This window comes from Atlanticothrix silvestris CENA357 (assembly GCF_016056295.1).
Lineage (GTDB): Bacteria > Cyanobacteriota > Cyanobacteriia > Cyanobacteriales > Nostocaceae > Atlanticothrix > Atlanticothrix silvestris.
In genome coordinates this window covers 14025-30205 of record NZ_JAECZB010000034.1, presented here as the reverse complement: position 1 = coordinate 30205, position 16181 = coordinate 14025, and the positions used below count along the sequence as shown (strand labels likewise).

General features: G+C 39.3%; 14 protein-coding genes and 1 pseudogene. 9 read left to right on the top strand and 6 right to left on the bottom strand.

Annotated features, from left to right (window positions below; all coding sequences use genetic code 11):
- The 5 genes from I8751_RS14095 to I8751_RS14075 form a co-directional block, all read left to right on the top strand.
- A partial coding sequence (locus I8751_RS14095; RefSeq protein ID WP_214439783.1) for a PfaD family polyunsaturated fatty acid/polyketide biosynthesis protein occupies positions 1–1210 on the top strand: 1210 nt, incomplete at its 5' end.
- A gap of 168 nt (positions 1211–1378) precedes the next feature.
- Entirely contained in the window at positions 1379–2731 is a 1353-nt protein-coding gene (locus I8751_RS14090; RefSeq protein ID WP_214439782.1) for a phthiocerol/phthiodiolone dimycocerosyl transferase family protein, read from the top strand.
- Positions 2732–2849: 118 nt separating this feature from the next.
- Positions 2850–3155: an acyl carrier protein gene (locus I8751_RS14085; RefSeq protein ID WP_214439781.1), complete on the top strand. Its 306-nt coding sequence runs from the start codon at positions 2850–2852 to the stop codon at positions 3153–3155.
- Between the two features lie 126 nt (positions 3156–3281).
- A complete protein-coding gene (locus I8751_RS14080) occupies positions 3282–5231 on the top strand; it encodes a TubC N-terminal docking domain-related protein (RefSeq protein WP_214439780.1) in 1950 nt (649 codons plus the stop codon).
- 65 nt (positions 5232–5296) lie between these two features.
- The gene (locus I8751_RS14075; RefSeq protein WP_214439779.1) at positions 5297–6301 is read left to right on the top strand and encodes an NAD-dependent epimerase/dehydratase family protein; all 1005 of its coding nucleotides are present in this window, start codon (positions 5297–5299) and stop codon (positions 6299–6301) included.
- Positions 6302–6527: 226 nt separating this feature from the next.
- Here the strand turns inward: I8751_RS14075 and I8751_RS14070 are convergent.
- The 3 genes and pseudogenes from I8751_RS14070 to I8751_RS14060 all read right to left on the bottom strand — a co-directional run.
- Positions 6528–7100: pseudogene (locus I8751_RS14070) on the bottom strand (IS4 family transposase); the annotation flags it as partial.
- Positions 7099–7476 (bottom strand): hypothetical protein, encoded by a 378-nt coding sequence (locus I8751_RS14065; protein WP_214439778.1) that lies wholly within the window; start codon positions 7474–7476, stop codon positions 7099–7101. The pseudogene I8751_RS14070 and the gene I8751_RS14065, both read right to left, overlap by 2 nt.
- 747 nt (positions 7477–8223) lie before the next feature.
- Positions 8224–8754 carry a universal stress protein gene (locus tag I8751_RS14060; RefSeq protein ID WP_214439777.1) on the bottom strand — a complete coding sequence of 177 codons (531 nt, stop codon included), beginning with the start codon at positions 8752–8754 and terminating at the stop codon, positions 8224–8226.
- 662 nt (positions 8755–9416) lie between these two features.
- Here I8751_RS14060 and I8751_RS14055 point away from each other — a divergent pair.
- From I8751_RS14055 to I8751_RS14045, 3 genes are all read left to right on the top strand, one after another.
- Positions 9417–9668, top strand: coding sequence for a hypothetical protein (locus I8751_RS14055; RefSeq protein ID WP_214439776.1), 252 nt, complete (start codon positions 9417–9419; stop codon positions 9666–9668).
- 358 nt (positions 9669–10026) lie between these two features.
- A complete protein-coding gene (locus I8751_RS14050; RefSeq protein ID WP_214439775.1) occupies positions 10027–11301 on the top strand; it encodes a M16 family metallopeptidase in 1275 nt (424 codons plus the stop codon).
- 84 nt (positions 11302–11385) lie between these two features.
- Complete coding sequence (locus tag I8751_RS14045; RefSeq protein ID WP_214439784.1) at positions 11386–12249, top strand: fructosamine kinase family protein; 864 nt, start codon at positions 11386–11388, stop codon at positions 12247–12249.
- A gap of 90 nt (positions 12250–12339) precedes the next feature.
- Here the strand turns inward: I8751_RS14045 and I8751_RS14040 are convergent, their stop codons facing one another.
- The 3 genes from I8751_RS14040 to I8751_RS14030 all read right to left on the bottom strand — a co-directional run bounded on the left by I8751_RS14040 (position 12340) and on the right by I8751_RS14030 (position 13766).
- Positions 12340–12633: a DUF2442 domain-containing protein gene (locus tag I8751_RS14040; protein WP_214439774.1), complete on the bottom strand. Its 294-nt coding sequence runs from the start codon at positions 12631–12633 to the stop codon at positions 12340–12342.
- A gap of 91 nt (positions 12634–12724) precedes the next feature.
- Entirely contained in the window at positions 12725–12865 is a 141-nt protein-coding gene (locus I8751_RS29630; RefSeq protein WP_318780325.1) for a DUF4160 domain-containing protein, read from the bottom strand.
- A gap of 37 nt (positions 12866–12902) precedes the next feature.
- Positions 12903–13766, bottom strand: coding sequence for a WCX domain-containing protein (locus tag I8751_RS14030; protein ID WP_214439773.1), 864 nt, complete (start codon positions 13764–13766; stop codon positions 12903–12905).
- Between the two features lie 100 nt (positions 13767–13866).
- Here I8751_RS14030 and cas3 point away from each other — a divergent pair, with 100 nt between their 5' ends.
- Positions 13867–16059 carry a type I-D CRISPR-associated helicase Cas3' gene (cas3, locus tag I8751_RS14025; protein WP_214439772.1) on the top strand — a complete coding sequence of 731 codons (2193 nt, stop codon included), beginning with the start codon at positions 13867–13869 and terminating at the stop codon, positions 16057–16059.
- Positions 16060–16181: the final 122 nt, after the last annotated feature.

Genomic DNA, 16181 nt, shown 5'->3' with positions numbered 1-16181 from the left:
CATTCAATCAGCTTTACCTCATGGCCCTTATGCTTTTAATTTAATTCACAGTCCTAATGATATGGCGATTGAACGCCGGGCTGTAGATTTATATCTAAAATATCAAGTCACAACTGTAGAAGCTTCGGCATTTTTGGACTTAACTACCAACATTGTTTATTACCGTGCTGCTGGTTTAAGTTTAAATGATGCTAATCAAATTGAAATCAAAAACAAAGTCATTGCCAAAATTTCTCGTCGAGAAGTAGCGAGTAAATTTCTCCAACCAGCACCGGATAAAATCCTTCAAGAGCTTGTTGAAAAAGGACTAATTACCCAGTTGCAAGCCAAGCTAGCAGCGAAAGTACCGATGGCTGATGATATTACCGTCGAGGCTGATTCTGGTGGTCATACAGATAATCGCCCTTTGGTTTGTTTGTTGCCTTCTATTATTACTTTGCGCGATGAAATTCAAGCACAATATAATTATGAACAACCCATTAGGATAGGCGTTGCAGGAGGAATTGCTACACCACAATCAGCCTTAGCTGCTTTTATGATGGGTGCTGCTTATGTAATGACTGGTTCAATTAATCAGTCTTGTATTGAAGCCGGGACTTCTCAATATACTAAGCAATTACTGGCCCAAGCCGAGATGGCTGATGTCATGATGGCTCCAGCCGCAGATATGTTTGAAATAGGTGTGAAACTTCAAGTACTCAAAAAAGGAACTCTCTTTCCTCTGCGGGCACAAAAACTATTTGATTTATACAAAACCTATAACTCGATTGAAGAGATTCCTCGCCAAGAAAGAGAGAAGTTAGAAAAACAGATTTTTAGAAATAGTCTAGAAGCTGTATGGCAAGAAACAGCTAATTATTTGTCAAAACGTAACCCCGATAAATTAACTAAAGCTGCAAACAATTCCAAACTGAAAATGGCTTTAATTTTTCGTTGGTATCTTGGATTATCTTCTCGTTGGTCAAGTTCTGGTGAAAAAGGTCGGGAAATTGATTATCAAATTTGGTGTGGCCCGGCAATAGGTAGTTTTAATGATTGGGTAAAAGGTTCTTATTTATCTGAAGTCAATAATCGACAGGTAGTTGATGTTGCTCATCATATCCTGACTGGGGCAGCATTTTTATACCGCATTCAAAGTTTAAAAATTCAAGGATTACAGATTCCTAATGACTACAACCAGTATTTTCCAGTATCGGTAAGCAATAAGTAAGTCAGTGTGAACATTTATCATCAGGTTCAGGCAGGATAGCGCAGCGTAAAGCCTGTGGCATAGCTACAGTTAGAGCGAGTCTGCAAGCGTCGGCAGGAGGAAAGAGGGTTTTAATTCACTTTACCTTTAACAACATAGTTTGGTCTTTTCCAGAGAAAATTAAAAATAATGATTTACAACAGAAAATTAGGTTGTCTTGAGCAAGCTATGGAGACCTTAAACAGCCGGGCTAAAACCTGGAATATAGTGACTATTAGTCGCATTAAGGGGCCACTCAATGAAGAAATTTTGAGACAGTCTCTAGACATGCTTCAGTGCCGCCATCCTCGTCTAAATTCTCACATTATCCGTTCTGAAAATAGTCTTTATTTTCAAACAGAGGGAACAACAAAGATCGCGTTGCGTGTTGTAAATAAATTAAACGATGAGCAATGGACAGAAGTTGTTGATGAGGAGATGAATGAAAAAATTGATAGTAGTAAATGTCTTATGCGAGTGGTGCTTATTCATTTATTGAATGAAAAAAATATAAGTTATTTAATTACAACAGTACACCATGCGATCGCAGATGCTTTATCATGCATTCAACTTCACTCAGAAATTTTGACTTATTCTCAAAAAATTATATCCGATGAAGTCATTAACTCAGTTACTTTATCTCCTCTCCCACCCATTGAAGAAATCATACCTGAATGGACAAAAGGCTTAAAAAGTAACATAAATAATAGACTATTTATGTTGCAGATGGGATTTAAAAAAATTTGGTATCGACCAAAAACACTAGGTTTTGAAAATTACGCACCTATTGCACAGCGTCGTTGTAATATTGTTCACCGACAACTTGACCCAGATTTAACTCAAAAATTTGTCAATCTTTGTCGCCAAGAAAATACAACAGTACACAGTGCTTTATGCGCTGCAATGATGTTTACAGTAGCACAAAAAATTACTAAAGGTAATAAAAAAGATATTAGAGTAAACTGTCTCTCATATCTTGATTTGAGGAGACGTTTAAATCCTACAATTGGCGATGAACATTTGGCTGTATTAGCCGCGTCTATGATGGAATTTCACACAATAAAAACAAATACATCCTTTTGGGAACTAGCGCGGAATGTTAAACAAAAACGAGAAGATAGTACACAGCGTGGCGATATTTTCAAGATGATGTTAGTTGCCAAATATCTCATCGATTTTTGTTTCAGACAACCTAAACAAGTAGCGGCTACAGTTTCTGTCTCTAATATTGGTAAGGTAAGCATCCCTAAATTTTACGGCGAATTTGAACTAGAAGAAATCAGTTTTGCTGGCTCACATGCTTTATATGCAGGTGTGTTTATTATTCATGCTGCAACTTTTAACGGAAAAATGTTGTTAAATTTTGTGTTTTCTCAGCCTGCAATTAGTCAAGAAGCAATGGAATCTCTTGTAAACAAATTCATGTCTTTAATTATTGACATGTGTGATTTAGATTTGGATCTTTGTTTTACATGTAAGAGATATATTTCTTGTTCATCTTAATAATTTTTTGAAGCTAATCATGTTAAAAGTCATGAAAATAGATACGTTATTCTACGAAATGTCAAATTATTTCATGATATGAATATTGTTTAGTTATTGTGAAATTAGAGGTTAATAAATGAGCCAGTTTATTCCTGATTCAATTACACAGCAATCTCATACAGCAGAAGAAATTCAAGCTTGGCTAGTCTTTCATCTTTCTGAACTGCTGAGAGTTAAACCAGATGAGATAGATGTCACAGAGCCTTTAGAAAGTTACGGTTTGGATTCCTCACAGGGTATGCTGTTGGCTGTCAAAGCAAAGAATTTATTGGGATTTGAATTTTCTCCTCTGCTGGTATGGCATTACCCCACTATCGAATTACTTTCCCAACGGTTAGCTGAAGAATCTCAAGCTTTAGAGTCAGAAACTTTTGAAATTTAACCTTTGCTTAAAATTTGATTTTAAATAAATCATTTAACACTGATTATTTATCTAATTTAAATCAGTGCAAAAAGGTTAAAACAAATTGAATGATCGTAATAGTTTTTAGTAAAGAATAAAAAAGCTATGGAAACAGTAGAAATCTTGTCTATTTTAAGACAACAAGGTGTCTATATTACAGTCGAAAATGAAACTTTAAATATTCGTTCTCCTAAAGGAGTACTAACTCCAGAACTCAAGGCACAAATAATTGCAAATAAGCCAGAAATTATAGAATTTCTGCGGCGCGATGTCTCACGACAAGACTCTTCTCTACGAGATGCTCCGCGTAGCTTGCTTCCCCTTAGGGGTACGGGTCTAAGCAATTTGGTTCATAGTGATGGTAATGTACCAATTGCTCAAGGCTTAAGTCTGCAAACTATTGGTCGTTTGATTGGGGAAGTAGGGGAGGAATTAAATCAAGATTCCAAACCACCCATTATTGACCCTAAGCTAATGGCTCAAAGGCTAACAGTTACCTTTAGACCTCTGGTCAAGGGATACAAAAATGTAGCAATTTTGAGTTTTAGAACTGAGTTAGAGCAAAAGTTACAGGAATATGGAGTCAATGTTATCTCCTGGGAGCAAGCTACAAAAGAATTTAAATATGAAATCAAGATACCGCTGACTAACTTGAAGCAAAGCATTAAAACTAGAGTAGTAAAAACTGGGGTTAACGCTGTAATTGATGTTGATAGACCAGCTTCTTTAAGAAGTGTCGCGGAAACATTTGCAGCCGAGAAGCTATATCAATTATATACTCGGTTTATTTTGAAAGACCGAAAAATATCTGTTTCAGGAATTGGGCGAGTAATTGGTTGGGCTGAAGAATGTGCAGCTAAATATATTGAAGACCCAACAAATACTCAAGTAATTGTACTTACCGATTTAGATGAGGAATTTATTAATTCGCAAACTCCTTATCAAAGGAAAATTAAAATTGGATTAAATACATTAATTCGGACATTTTCAGAAATCGTAATTGGGGTTTCTACTACCAAATTTTCGATTTTGAATATGAATTTATCTGACTCTATCTTCTCTAGATATGAGATCGATAATTTTGTTCTTAAATCACTTATTCCTAAAGTTTATGTCCCCATTTTACCTCTGCCGCTGAGTAAATTTCAAGTAGGGGAATGTAATGTCAAAAAGTCGATTTATGCTAAAAAATTAGTCGCCTTGAGTCATTCTCTGGCAGATACAAATTTATTTCCTCCAGGTTCAAAACTGAGTGAAGTAATTAAAAGGAAGTCCCATAGAGATATTGTCAATGTCATTGTTAATGGTAGAACTGGTGTTTCCTACGGCTTTGTTGCTTATGCAGAGCCACCACAATATATAGGTGAAGTTGAGATCACTGAACAGGAATGGGAAAGCCTGTCTCCTGTTACAGAATTCAGCATTGATCAAGTACGTCAAAATACCATAGGTAGAAGGTATTTAAAAACTAAAATAGGAACAGAATATAAATTTAAGCAACTTCCTGATATCTGGGTTTTTAGCGCTCGTTCTGGTTCAAATAAAACAAATTTGAGTCTTGAAAATGATGTTCTTAGAATTGGTTTGACAGACAGGCTATTACTACAATTACCCCAAGAGGTTGATCCGCAAGTAATAGATATTAAGCCTTCTTATGATGTTTATGTAATGCTTGCCATTAGTCTTGCTACTGCTTTGTATGCACCAGAATTAATTAAAAATGGTGCGCCAATTGTTCATTTTCACGGGTATCCAGTATTTGAATGGTTTAAACCGCATGAGTACTGCGTTGGAGTCCACAACCCTTCAGTACCTTGTGGAACTTATGAATCAGGAGTATTCAATTTTTTGGGTATTGCTAGTTTGGCACATCAATCATCGAAAGATATGAACTTAGTTAGTTTAGTAGAGCCAGATCATGGCACAAATTTTATAGCTCATGATTTAGATTATCTAGTCGAAAGATTGAAAACCGGGTGTGCAGAGGGTCAAATTGAACTTGGAGGCAAACATTTTGCTTCTTTGAAAGCAAATGTAAGCGAATTGGGAATTTAAATTGATACCCAATAATTTATCGCTATCAACGCTTTTTCTAGATAAAAGTTTCGCAACGAAGTGTTATGAATCTATCTCAACAACAACTTCTAATATCAGGAATTGATGGGTTTATCGGCTTGCGTTCTGCCGAATTAGCCCAAGCCAAAGAAATGAAAGTCCGAGGGCTGCAACATTCCCCAGATAAATTTAAAAAAGTGCAAAAACCGGGCATTCAGTTATTTTTAGGAAGTATTACTGATCCTGTTGTTGTCCAAGAAGCTTGTCAAGAAATAGACATTGTTTTACATACAGCCGCAGTTACCAAAGAAAGTGGATCTCTCGACTATTTTCGTGAAATCAATGTTGGGGGCACTATTAATCTAGCTAAAGCTGCCAAGAGTGCTGGTGTAAAAATCTTCGTTTATCTCTCTAGTGTTTTGGTCTACGGCTTTAACTATCCTGATGGTGTTACAGAAAAAGGCCCCCTCTGTGGCGAAAATAACCCTTACTGTCAGACAACAATAGAAGCCGAAGAAAGACTTTTACAACTAAATTCCCTACCAGATTTTAACGTCATCATTATTAGAGCAGGAGATGTTTACGGCCCTGGGAGTATCCCGTGGATAGTCAGACCGTTGTTGTTAATGCGTCAAAAACTATTTGCCTTAGCTAACGATGGTTTAGGAGTTATAAACCATTTGTATGTGGACAATCTAATTGAAGGTATATTTCTGGCTATTGAAAAAGAAGCCTATGGAGAAATTTTTAATATTACTGATGGTCAAGAAACTTCTTGGAAAGAATATTTTACGCGCTTGGCTGAAATTGGAGGTTTCCCAGAGCCTATTTCTCTGCCAGCCAGTATGCTCAAATCTGTACTTTGGCAGCAAAATTTGGCTAAGAAACTAATGGGTAAGAAAGCTGATATTATGCCAGATTCTGTAGATTTTGTGACTCGCCCTTATGCTTATTCAATTGCTAAAGCACAAAGCAGATTAAATTATCAACCAAAAATCGATTTAGAAGAAGGAATGCGCCGTACACAAGAATGGTTGCAAAAAACAGATATTCAAAAAATCATTTTGTAAATCTCAGTTATGTGCTTCTCGGTTGTGTGCAGTACGCTGCCCAATCATCGCCAAACTACCCACGATATAATTTTTGAGGCAATTTCTGTCAATTCGCCGCCTTACTTAAAAGCAACGATATAATCTTCAGTATTTGTCAACCTAGTTTTAGTGCTACGGTGTACATACAAGTCTGATAACCTTAACGTGAGTTCGATGAACCTCTCACTCCCTCCCTCCCTCTCCGCTACGGTGTACACACAAGTCTACCCAGAGCGAGTTTCCAGCCAAAAAAGGTAGATTCAAACTGCTCAAGCCCGCGAACCAAAGTATTAATACCGGGAAATTTCTGAGACTTGTAACCAGACCAACCACCAAGTCGAGCAATAATCCAAGTTGCCCAAGCAAGAGAGGAAGGAGGATAAGGATTTTGTTGAAGTAGAGTTTTCCCTTGTAAAGTAGGAGCAAGAGTAGATAAGCATTGCTGTTGCTCGTGTGAAAAAGCAATATTTGCAGGTAAATCAGGGTTATCCCGTCCCTGAATCAGTTGTAAAATTCGCACAGCGACGGACAAAGCTAGTACAGTCAGTCGCTGGATAGCAGCAATTGACTCTAACTGGGTAGCTTCCAGATTTAAACCAGCAGTTTTGAGGGTGGCAAAAAGTTGTTCAATTCGCCATCGCCATGTGTACCATCGAATCACTTGCAGTGCCTGCTCTAAACAAACAACTTGGTGGGTGGTGAGCAGTCGCCAATGAATCGGTGCTTGACCTGGTGGTGGGTTGACTTCCAAGGCTTCGACTGCGTAAAGTGTCACACTAGTGGTCTGCCAACCCAAAAATGCGCTTGTGAGGGCTGGGGAAAGGGGAAAGGGAAAAGGGTAAGGGATTTAAACCCTTTCCCCCTTCCCCCTTACCCTTTACCCCGCCAAGGGAACTTGGCGTACTACTAGGGGGGTAGTCTTGCCCATTTAATTTATCTGGACGTTGAATTTTTACCATTGCACGGCGAACAATTAACAATGCCTCTGTTGCGGTTCTACTAGTGCGTACATCTGCTGGGATGTCTACTGTATAACCCTCTTTTATCACTTTGGGAGAACCCAATCGCTGAAAACCTTTCGAGGCTTTAATTTCTAAGTTTTGGCTATAAATTTTAGTTACTGTTAGAAAATAAAGCCTCAAAGCTTGGCTCAATCAAAGTTTCAGAATATTGCTTCGATTATTGTTTTCCGAGAGTGACAGAACAGGGATAAGTTCCCTCGCTCGGCTGTTGGTTTAAGTATGTATAAAGTGATAAGTTCTTTCCCACTAGGCGACGGTCAAAACAATTCGCAATTGTGAATTCGCAATTCGCAATTAAGACAATTAGTGGGGGCTTGCACCCACTTTAGGCAATTAATCAATTAATTCACAATTCGCATTTTCAATTGCGAATTGCGAATTGCTAGGTCACATTCTCATTCTCCAAAAACCGATAGTATCCTACTTGTTCGGCTCTTGATTTACTTATTTGTCGAATGCTGACTGATTGATGTTTTCCCATTGCTTCGTACAATGCTGCCCCCTTTTAGAGAGTCTTGGGTCTCCAAATGCTTTTCCCTTAACTACTTGAGCGTGTATTCTGATTGGATTTTCCACCGCCTTTTACTCCCCACAACTCCTGCTGTTATTACTTTACTTGGACTTGTGTGTACACCGTAGCTCCGACACGGAGAGGGAGGGAGAGGTTCATCGAACTCACGTTGATTTAGCAAATCATCTAGCCCTGTACACAAAGCATACAGCGCTGACTTTATTGCTTACTACAAGCCAGTAGAATCTGCATAAAGCGTACTATTAGCATCCCAGTTGATTTACCATCAGAAAGGTTTTTACCTCGATTAGAAAAGTACAAAGACGTTACTTATACAATCGTCGTCAACTTCAGCAAAAATCCACCACTCAAGTAGATAAAACTGTTGATACTGTGATTGGTAGATTTTTGGTGGTAGGAATTATTCCTTGTACTGTTAGTACTGAACAAGGAGCATGGTGCAATACGTAATTGCTGACACTACCTAAAAAAAATTCACTCAGTCCACTCCGTCCGCGACGACCCATAACAATTAAATCAGCTTTCCAGTTACGAGCCATTTCACAAATTATGCGACTTGGATCGCCAAGTTCTTGAGTAAATTCAGCGTTTATATTTTTGGCGATCGCTCGATTGGTGAGTAATGTCAAAAATTCAATTCCTTCTTGCTTCAAGGCTTCCCATTGCTTTACATAATATTCCACTCCATGAGTGTGAAAATTTGTATAAGCTTCATCGGTTTGCATCCTGGAAGCAGCGAGGTAGTCATCATCAAAAGGTGAGATAACGTGTAGTAATATCAATTCCGCATTACTTGCACTTGCCAAAGTTAGGGCTTCCTCAAAAACTTGTTGACCAATTTCAGTATTAGTGAGTGCTACTAAAATTTTGCTAAACATAATTTAAAGTCCTTTTTGTACCGCAGTTGCCAAATCATTTATCTCAGAAAAGCTTTTTTATCAACTACTACAAATATGTCTGCAATCATAACTTTGCCAAAGGGCAGTACTAAAGTTGGTACTTCATAGGCTTAACCATCAATACCCAACTGTATAAGTATTTCTTACATGGTTAAAGGTCACATTATGAATAGAAATACATGGAAAATAGGTAGTCAATCAATCTACAGTTAAGGCTCATACTTATTTTTATAAGAAATTATTTTGAGGATCTTGTGAGGATATGAGTTATACCAAATTTCTAGAAAAGTTGAGATGTAAAAATTTCTATAACGTTTGTAAACAGGTGCTTTCAACAACTATAGGTCTGGTATACAAACTTTTCTTTAGTATAGCGACTAGCTATCAAGTATATGTAAGTAACAAAGCATACTTTGATTATAAGTGGCTGTAAATAAATATGTATAAAGTGACTATGAGGTTATTACTTAATTTTATATGTATAGATATTACAAATATTTGAATAATATGATTTTCTTCACAAGTTCCTCATATTTCCTAACTATTCTTGAAATATAAGCAAATTTTTCAATAATGATGCGTTTCTCAACTAACAGTTGCAGTTTTAAAAACATACTTTTTTATAATCAGGATTTGGAAATATGAATTACTGTCCTTGCTGTTCTGGGTTACTTTTAAGACATGTACATGGTTCCGAAATTTCCTGGTTTTGCCGCCACTGTTGGGAATACATGCCAGCAGATACTTGGGATAATCCTAGTTCTTTAGAAGAGGCAATTCTTGATAAATCACTTGTAACAATTCGGAACCGAGAAAAAACCACTGCCAAAACTTACACCAAGAAGCGCCAAACTGTAACGGGATGGATAGGGGTACAAGATATACCAGCTTGAGTAGCTCTTACCCGAACTAAAAGACAAAAAAAGCTTGGAACTTCTTCAGCAAATTTTGGCGTTGCATAATTGCGGGATGAAATCATTAAATTCAACTTTTAAAACTCTTCCTCTGCGAGCCTTTGCGCGGCAGTCGCTACAAGTCGGCGGCACTTCTTTCAAGTCGGGAAACCCCGATCGCACAGCGTCTCCCCTTGGGAGAAGACCGCGTTGCCTTGCCTCTGCGTGAGACAAAAATCATCCCATTAATCAGCAACGCCCAAATTCCTAGTAGTAAAGTGATTAAGGTGCTTATTTAAAGTCGTAGATAAGATAAAGGAGTAAAATAGCTCTCTTTATTCATCACTCACTACTAACAATGACATCAACCCTGCTGCCATTTCCTCGTCTCAATACCCCAACACTGCATAAGTTGCCGAATGGTTTGACAATCATTGCCGAGCAAATGCCAGTTGAGGCTATAAACCTTAACTTGTGGATTAAAGTTGGCTCTGCTGTAGAATCTGATGCCGTTAACGGTATGGCTCACTTCTTAGAACACATGATTTTTAAGGGAACAGAGCAACTAGCTAGCGGCGAGTTTGAACGTCGAATAGAAGAACGGGGTGCTATTACTAATGCTGCAACCAGCCAAGATTATACTCATTACTATATAACTACTGCTCCCCAAGACTTTGCTGAACTCGCCCCATTGCAAATAGACGTAGTATTTAATGCTAGTATTCCTGACGATGCCTTTGAGCGTGAACGATTGGTAGTTCTGGAAGAAATCAGGCGTTCTGATGATAATCCCCACCGCCGCACATTTCGACGAGCGATGGAAACAGCATTTGAGCAGTTACCTTATCGTCGTCCAGTATTGGGGCCTGAAGCGGTGATTGCTCAACTCCAACCCCAGCAGATGCGAGATTTTCACGCTAGCTGGTATCAACCCCAGTCAATTACTGCTGTGGCTGTAGGCAATTTACCTGTGGAAGAATTAATTGCCACAGTTTCTGAGGGATTTCAAAACAGTCAAAAGTCAAATGTACAGATGCGCTATGAAACGCCTTTAAAAGAAGCTGCGTTTACAGAAATTATCCGGCGGGAATTTATCGATGAAAGTCTCCAGCAGGCACGGCTGGTAATAGTTTGGCGAGTTCCAGGGTTGAACCAGCTAGAACAAACTTATGGGTTGGATGTTTTAGCAGCAATTTTAGGACACGGACGGACATCAAGACTAGTGCGGGATTTACGAGAAGAACGAGGATTGGTGTCTGCAATTTCTGTGAGCAATATGAGCAATCAGCTCCAAGGAGCGTTTTATATTTCGGCTAAGTGTGCGGTCGAAAATTTACCAGCTGTGGAAAATGCGATCGCCCAACACATCCGTATTTTACAAACAGAATTAGTATCAGAAAAAGAAATTGCCCGTGTCCGGCGGCGAGTAGCCAATAGATTTATTTTTGGCAATGAAACACCAAGCGATCGCGCTGGCTTGTATGGTTACTATCACTCTTTAATCGGAGATTTGGAACCAGCATTTAACTACCCAAATCATATCCAAACTCAGGAAGCGCCCGATTTACTCTTGGCTGCAAATCAGTATCTTTGCCCTGATGCTTATGGTGTCGTTGTCCTCAAACCGTTGTAAATTAGGGATTAGGGGCTAGGAGTTAGGGACTAGAAAAGAGTTTTCCCCATGCCCAATGCCTTATTCCCTATTCCCAATTTAATGATGTGGACTGAAATTGATACTCATATTAGCCAAGTAACTGGTGAAAAATTTCAAACTCAGCACAAGCACAGTGTTAGTGGTGGGTGTATTAATCAAGGTTATGCTGTCTCAAATGGTGAGCTGACATACTTTGTTAAGCTCAATCAAGCATCTCAAGTTGCCATGTTTGAAGCTGAAGCACTGGGTTTAGAAGAAATGTTCGCAACAGCTAGCATTCGCGTCCCCAAACCTATTTGCTGGGGTACAGCTAGTAATTCTAGCTATATCGTGTTGGAATGGCTGGAGATGGGAGGAGGTAATACTAACTCTTCGCAAGAGATGGGGCGCAAATTAGCCACAATGCATAAAGCTACTAGCAATCAAGGTTTTGGTTGGAAAATTAATAATACTATTGGTTCCACACCCCAAATCAATACTTGGACAACAGACTGGGTAAAATTTTATGCTCAAAATCGTCTCGGTTATCAGTTTCAGTTAGCTAGGCGAAGGGGTGGTAACTTTCCTAAACAAGACAAGTTACTAACAGCTATTCCTGAACTATTGGCAGATCATCAAGTGCAACCATCCTTAGTACATGGCGATTTGTGGGGTGGAAATGCTGGGTGTACTGTGTCGGGAGAACCAGTGATATTTGATCCAGCAACTTATTTTGCAGATAGAGAAGTTGATATCGCCATGACAGAACTTTTTGGTGGATTTCCCGCCGAGTTTTACCAAGGTTATAACGAGGTGTTTCCTTTAGATGCAGGCTATGAAAAGAGAAAAACACTCTATAACCTGTATCACATTCTCAATCACTTCAATTTATTTGGCGGTGGTTATGGTTCCCAAGCCAACCGGATGATTGACCAAATTTTGCGCTAAGTACGGGATTGCAGGAACAAATGAACACACGATTGGTTGATTCACTGCTGCAAATCATCATCTCCCTCACTCTGGAAGAACGTTGTAACTTCAATCAGTGGAATTAGCTGAAACAGCACTTAGTTGATATTGTGGAATCGGCTGTTTTGTAATCAAACTATAGATAACATCTGGGTCTAAGTCGGCTCCCGATTCCCATTGAATCGTTCCATATTCAGGGTTGACTTCAACTGTAGCAAAGTATTCTTTATCTTGCAGAGGTGCAAATACACGTGTAAATTGGACAATTTTACTAATATCAACTACTCCTTCAATCCCATCTTCAAAGCGGATATGAAGTTGATAATTTTCTCTTGGCTCTACTGCAATAATATCTTTGAGCATGATTTACTCTAATGGGGGAGATTTTCTGTAAAATTTGATTGTATCTAGCGAGTTCCCAATCTTCCATCAGTTCGGCTTGATGCAAAGTTGCCTATTCCATTACCAGTTTAAAGAGTCTGGGAGTCAGTTCTCCTGACAAAATTTCTAGGGTTTGGATGCTGACTAAGGCTTTTTGGTTATTGTAGCGAACGTGAAAGTGTGGCGGTGGATGGTCGTTATAGTACATCGTGATGATAATTCCAAAAAAACGGCAAATTTCTGGTATTTCCTCACTCCCTAGTTTCTATATTGTATAACTGGCACAGGGTGAGGAGTTTTTGTTTCAAGCGATCGCGCACATTCTCTGGTAATATCACTACACAATCTGGTGCATACTGCATAACTTCGCGGCTAAACCAAAATGTACTAGATACTCGCCTAACAACTCGCCGGACTCGCGGTTTATCTGGTATCCACTCATTAATATTGTCTTCTTGTTTAGCTTGATAGGCAAAAGCCAAGCCAGCAAATAGATGTATTTCCACCTCTATCTCAGCCAAATTTCGCCACTCACCAGAAATTGGCATGACAGCAGCTTCAGTAATCCTGTCTAATCGTAAACTCCAGTTGTGAGCCAGTTCTGGTATATCAAAGTTTCCTTCTGTCTCTTCGCACCAGCAATCAAGATATTGCCGCTTTTCGTGGGGTGTAACTTTGGCATAGCGAACGGTAAAGTTTAATAAACGCCCTGCTGCATCTTGATAAGAAAGCTGAAATGGCTGCTGACGCAAAATGTAACGGTCTATCTCTAAGCGCCAAGCTGGGGGCAAATTCTCTAAAAAACGTTCAATTTCGCCTCGCAACGGTAACGATAGTTCGCTGCGTTCGAGAAGTAAGTTTGCAATGATTTGGGCTTGTTCAATTTGCCCGATGTCTGTCAAAGCACTGATACATCTATGTAATGCCCTAATGCGTGGTTCTTTCCAATCGTTATTGTTACCGATGAGTAACTTACGTTGAGCGATCGCTTTAATTAACTTAGAGATGTTAGGGTCTTCTCCCCACATCATACCGAATTCACGAGCGATCGCTTCTAGCTCGGCTTTATCACGTTCTGATATCGACAGTGTAATAGATTGACCTTTTCGACTCATTAAAAATGTCCGTGTACTTTATACTTAAACTCTCTTGTCAACTTCTATTTTGCGTGCCAATATAGTTTTTAACAACCAGTTACGGACACTATTTAAGTGTATGTCCGAAAATTATAGAATTACTCTCAAGCCTGTTTATTCTCAAACCGTCCCAACACCTGACGGGGTGAAATTACCTAAAAATTGGTTGCTTTCTTGGCATCAAGCTGCAACTTTAGAAGCGTTGCGCGATCCAAATATTGATGTCGTGTTCAACACTGCGATGACTGGCGATGGTAAAAGTCTAGCGGCTTACCTAGAAGTGCTTCAGGGAGAATTTTCTGCGATCGGACTTTACCCAACCAATGAACTCGCCCGCGATCAAGAAACGCAGATTAGAGGATATGTAGAAGAATTCCAGCCAGAAAATCAGCCGCGTGTAGTGCGCCTCAGTGGGGCTGATTTAGAAATTTATGCTGAAAATGAAGGGTTGAAAAAAGGAGCTGCGATCGCAACTCTCACTAACCAGAGAGAAGCATTATTAACTAATCCTGATATTTTTCATTATTTGCATCGAGGTGCTTATATAATTCACGGCGATAGCCCAGATAAGTTATGGGGCAGAATTGATAAAGATTTTGACTTGTTTATTTTTGATGAATTTCACATTTTCGCAGCTCCACAAATTGCTAGCGTGATTAACACAATGTTGTTAATTCGCTGTACAAATCGCCGCAAGAAATTTCTGTTTCTCTCAGCCACACCAGATACAAACTTAATTGGGCGATTAGAAAAAGCAGGATTTCGTTGTAAAGAAATTGATCCTCTAAAACAAAATAAATATCAATTTCCCGATACACCAGAACAAGGGCAGCAACTGCAAATACAGGGCTGGCGACAGGTAGCGCGGACAATTACGCTGAATTTTATTCCTTTGGAACCATCGTTTAAAGCTTCGGAAACCTGGCTAAAAGAAAATAGTGATTTGATTTTGGCTCAGTTTCAGCAGTATCCAGGAAGTAAAGGCGCAATCATTCTTAACTCAATTGCAGCAGTCAAACGCCTCACTCAGTTTTTTCGGGAAATATTACAACCTTACGGCTTGAAAGTTGGAGAGAATACAGGGCTATCGGGAAAAGGAGAAAAGGAGCGAAGTCTTGCTGCTGACTTGGTTATTGGTACCAGCACAATTGATGTTGGAGTTGATTTCAAAATCAATTTTTTAATTTTTGAATCATCCGATGCAGGTAATTTTATTCAACGTTTAGGACGCTTAGGAAGGCATGACGAATATGAGAAAGATGGCCAGATAGTTAAGTTTGAGAATTTTACAGCTTTTTCTCTAGTTCCTAACTTTTTGGTAGAGCGATTATTTAAGGGTGATACTGCACCGTTAGAAGTGAATAGTATTTGCGATCGCCCTTCTTTTCACAATACAATTACCGAGAATTATCGACAAATCAACGATTTTCGTAGTTATTATCGTCGCTGGGGGGCTGTGCAATCATTTCGGTTGTGTTATCAGTTGAGCGATCGCACAATTAAACAACAGTATGCCCAAAGCCGAGATAAGTTTCAAGAAGCCTGTGAACAAGTATTTGAAACAAGTCTGAAGTCACAAGCTGGACGTATTCAAGGATGGGCGAAAGATTGGCAAGCGCTGTCTGGTAAATCAGCAAATCCCATTGCTGATGATGCTGCTAGTTTTCGAGGTTCAAGTCCTTTGCAGTGTGGTTTATACGACTTAACGGAAGAAAACGAAGCAGATAGGTTTAAAACCTACGATTTACCGGGTATTTTGGGCAATTTAGAAATTGAAATGTGGACGGAAGCGGCATTTCTACGGACACTCAAAGAAACCGCAGAACGCACCGGACAACCCATTGCCAAAGGTAGATTTGCTCATTGTCTAGCATTTATGAAGTTGCGTTCCTACCGAGAGGAACGGTTGAACTGGAAGTTTACCTATTCTGGAAACTTGCAACCAATTGCTGACGCTTGGAAAGTTCAAGTTTTGACTGGTGTGGAAATTTGGCAACCTGACAACTATTGGGTTGGGGAAATTAACAAACGCCTAAAAAAGGAAGGCTTGGTTTGTTATGTAATTCGCCGTCCTCTTGCTGAAGTGCGGATGCGCCTTCGGCTACCGATGAATTTTCAGATTTATGGCATCAGCGATCAGTATAGCTTTCATGATGCTACTGCGCCCTATGCGATCGCTTTTGGTCACTCAGCACTGCTGCTGGATACGCTTGCTTACACGTTTAAAAGCAAAGGAGATGAGATATGGATTGCTTCAGGTTTCAATCCCTGATAGGGATTTTGATCACTGATTTACAGTGGGAGGGCGTAAGCCTGCAAGTGCAGCAACGGAAATTTCAATCCCTGATAGGGATTGTTAGTTACCCTCTACATTCAATTATATAGAAATGTGTC

Excerpts from the sequence above, each read along its gene's own strand:
- I8751_RS14040 (WP_214439774.1), bottom strand. The coding sequence starts at position 12,633 with ATGCTCAAAGATATTATTGCAGTAGAGCCAAGAGAAAATTATCAACTT.
- cas3 (WP_214439772.1), top strand. The coding sequence starts at position 13,867 with ATGTCCGAAAATTATAGAATTACTCTCAAGCCTGTTTATTCTCAAACC.
- I8751_RS14060 (WP_214439777.1), bottom strand. The coding sequence starts at position 8,754 with ATGTTTAGCAAAATTTTAGTAGCACTCACTAATACTGAAATTGGTCAA.
- I8751_RS14090 (WP_214439782.1), top strand. The coding sequence starts at position 1,379 with ATGATTTACAACAGAAAATTAGGTTGTCTTGAGCAAGCTATGGAGACC.
- I8751_RS14085 (WP_214439781.1), top strand. The coding sequence starts at position 2,850 with ATGAGCCAGTTTATTCCTGATTCAATTACACAGCAATCTCATACAGCA.
- I8751_RS14080 (WP_214439780.1), top strand. The coding sequence starts at position 3,282 with ATGGAAACAGTAGAAATCTTGTCTATTTTAAGACAACAAGGTGTCTAT.
- I8751_RS14030 (WP_214439773.1), bottom strand. The coding sequence starts at position 13,766 with ATGAGTCGAAAAGGTCAATCTATTACACTGTCGATATCAGAACGTGAT.
- I8751_RS14075 (WP_214439779.1), top strand. The coding sequence starts at position 5,297 with ATGAATCTATCTCAACAACAACTTCTAATATCAGGAATTGATGGGTTT.
- I8751_RS14055 (WP_214439776.1), top strand. The coding sequence starts at position 9,417 with ATGAATTACTGTCCTTGCTGTTCTGGGTTACTTTTAAGACATGTACAT.
- I8751_RS14045 (WP_214439784.1), top strand. The coding sequence starts at position 11,386 with ATGTGGACTGAAATTGATACTCATATTAGCCAAGTAACTGGTGAAAAA.
- I8751_RS14050 (WP_214439775.1), top strand. The coding sequence starts at position 10,027 with ATGACATCAACCCTGCTGCCATTTCCTCGTCTCAATACCCCAACACTG.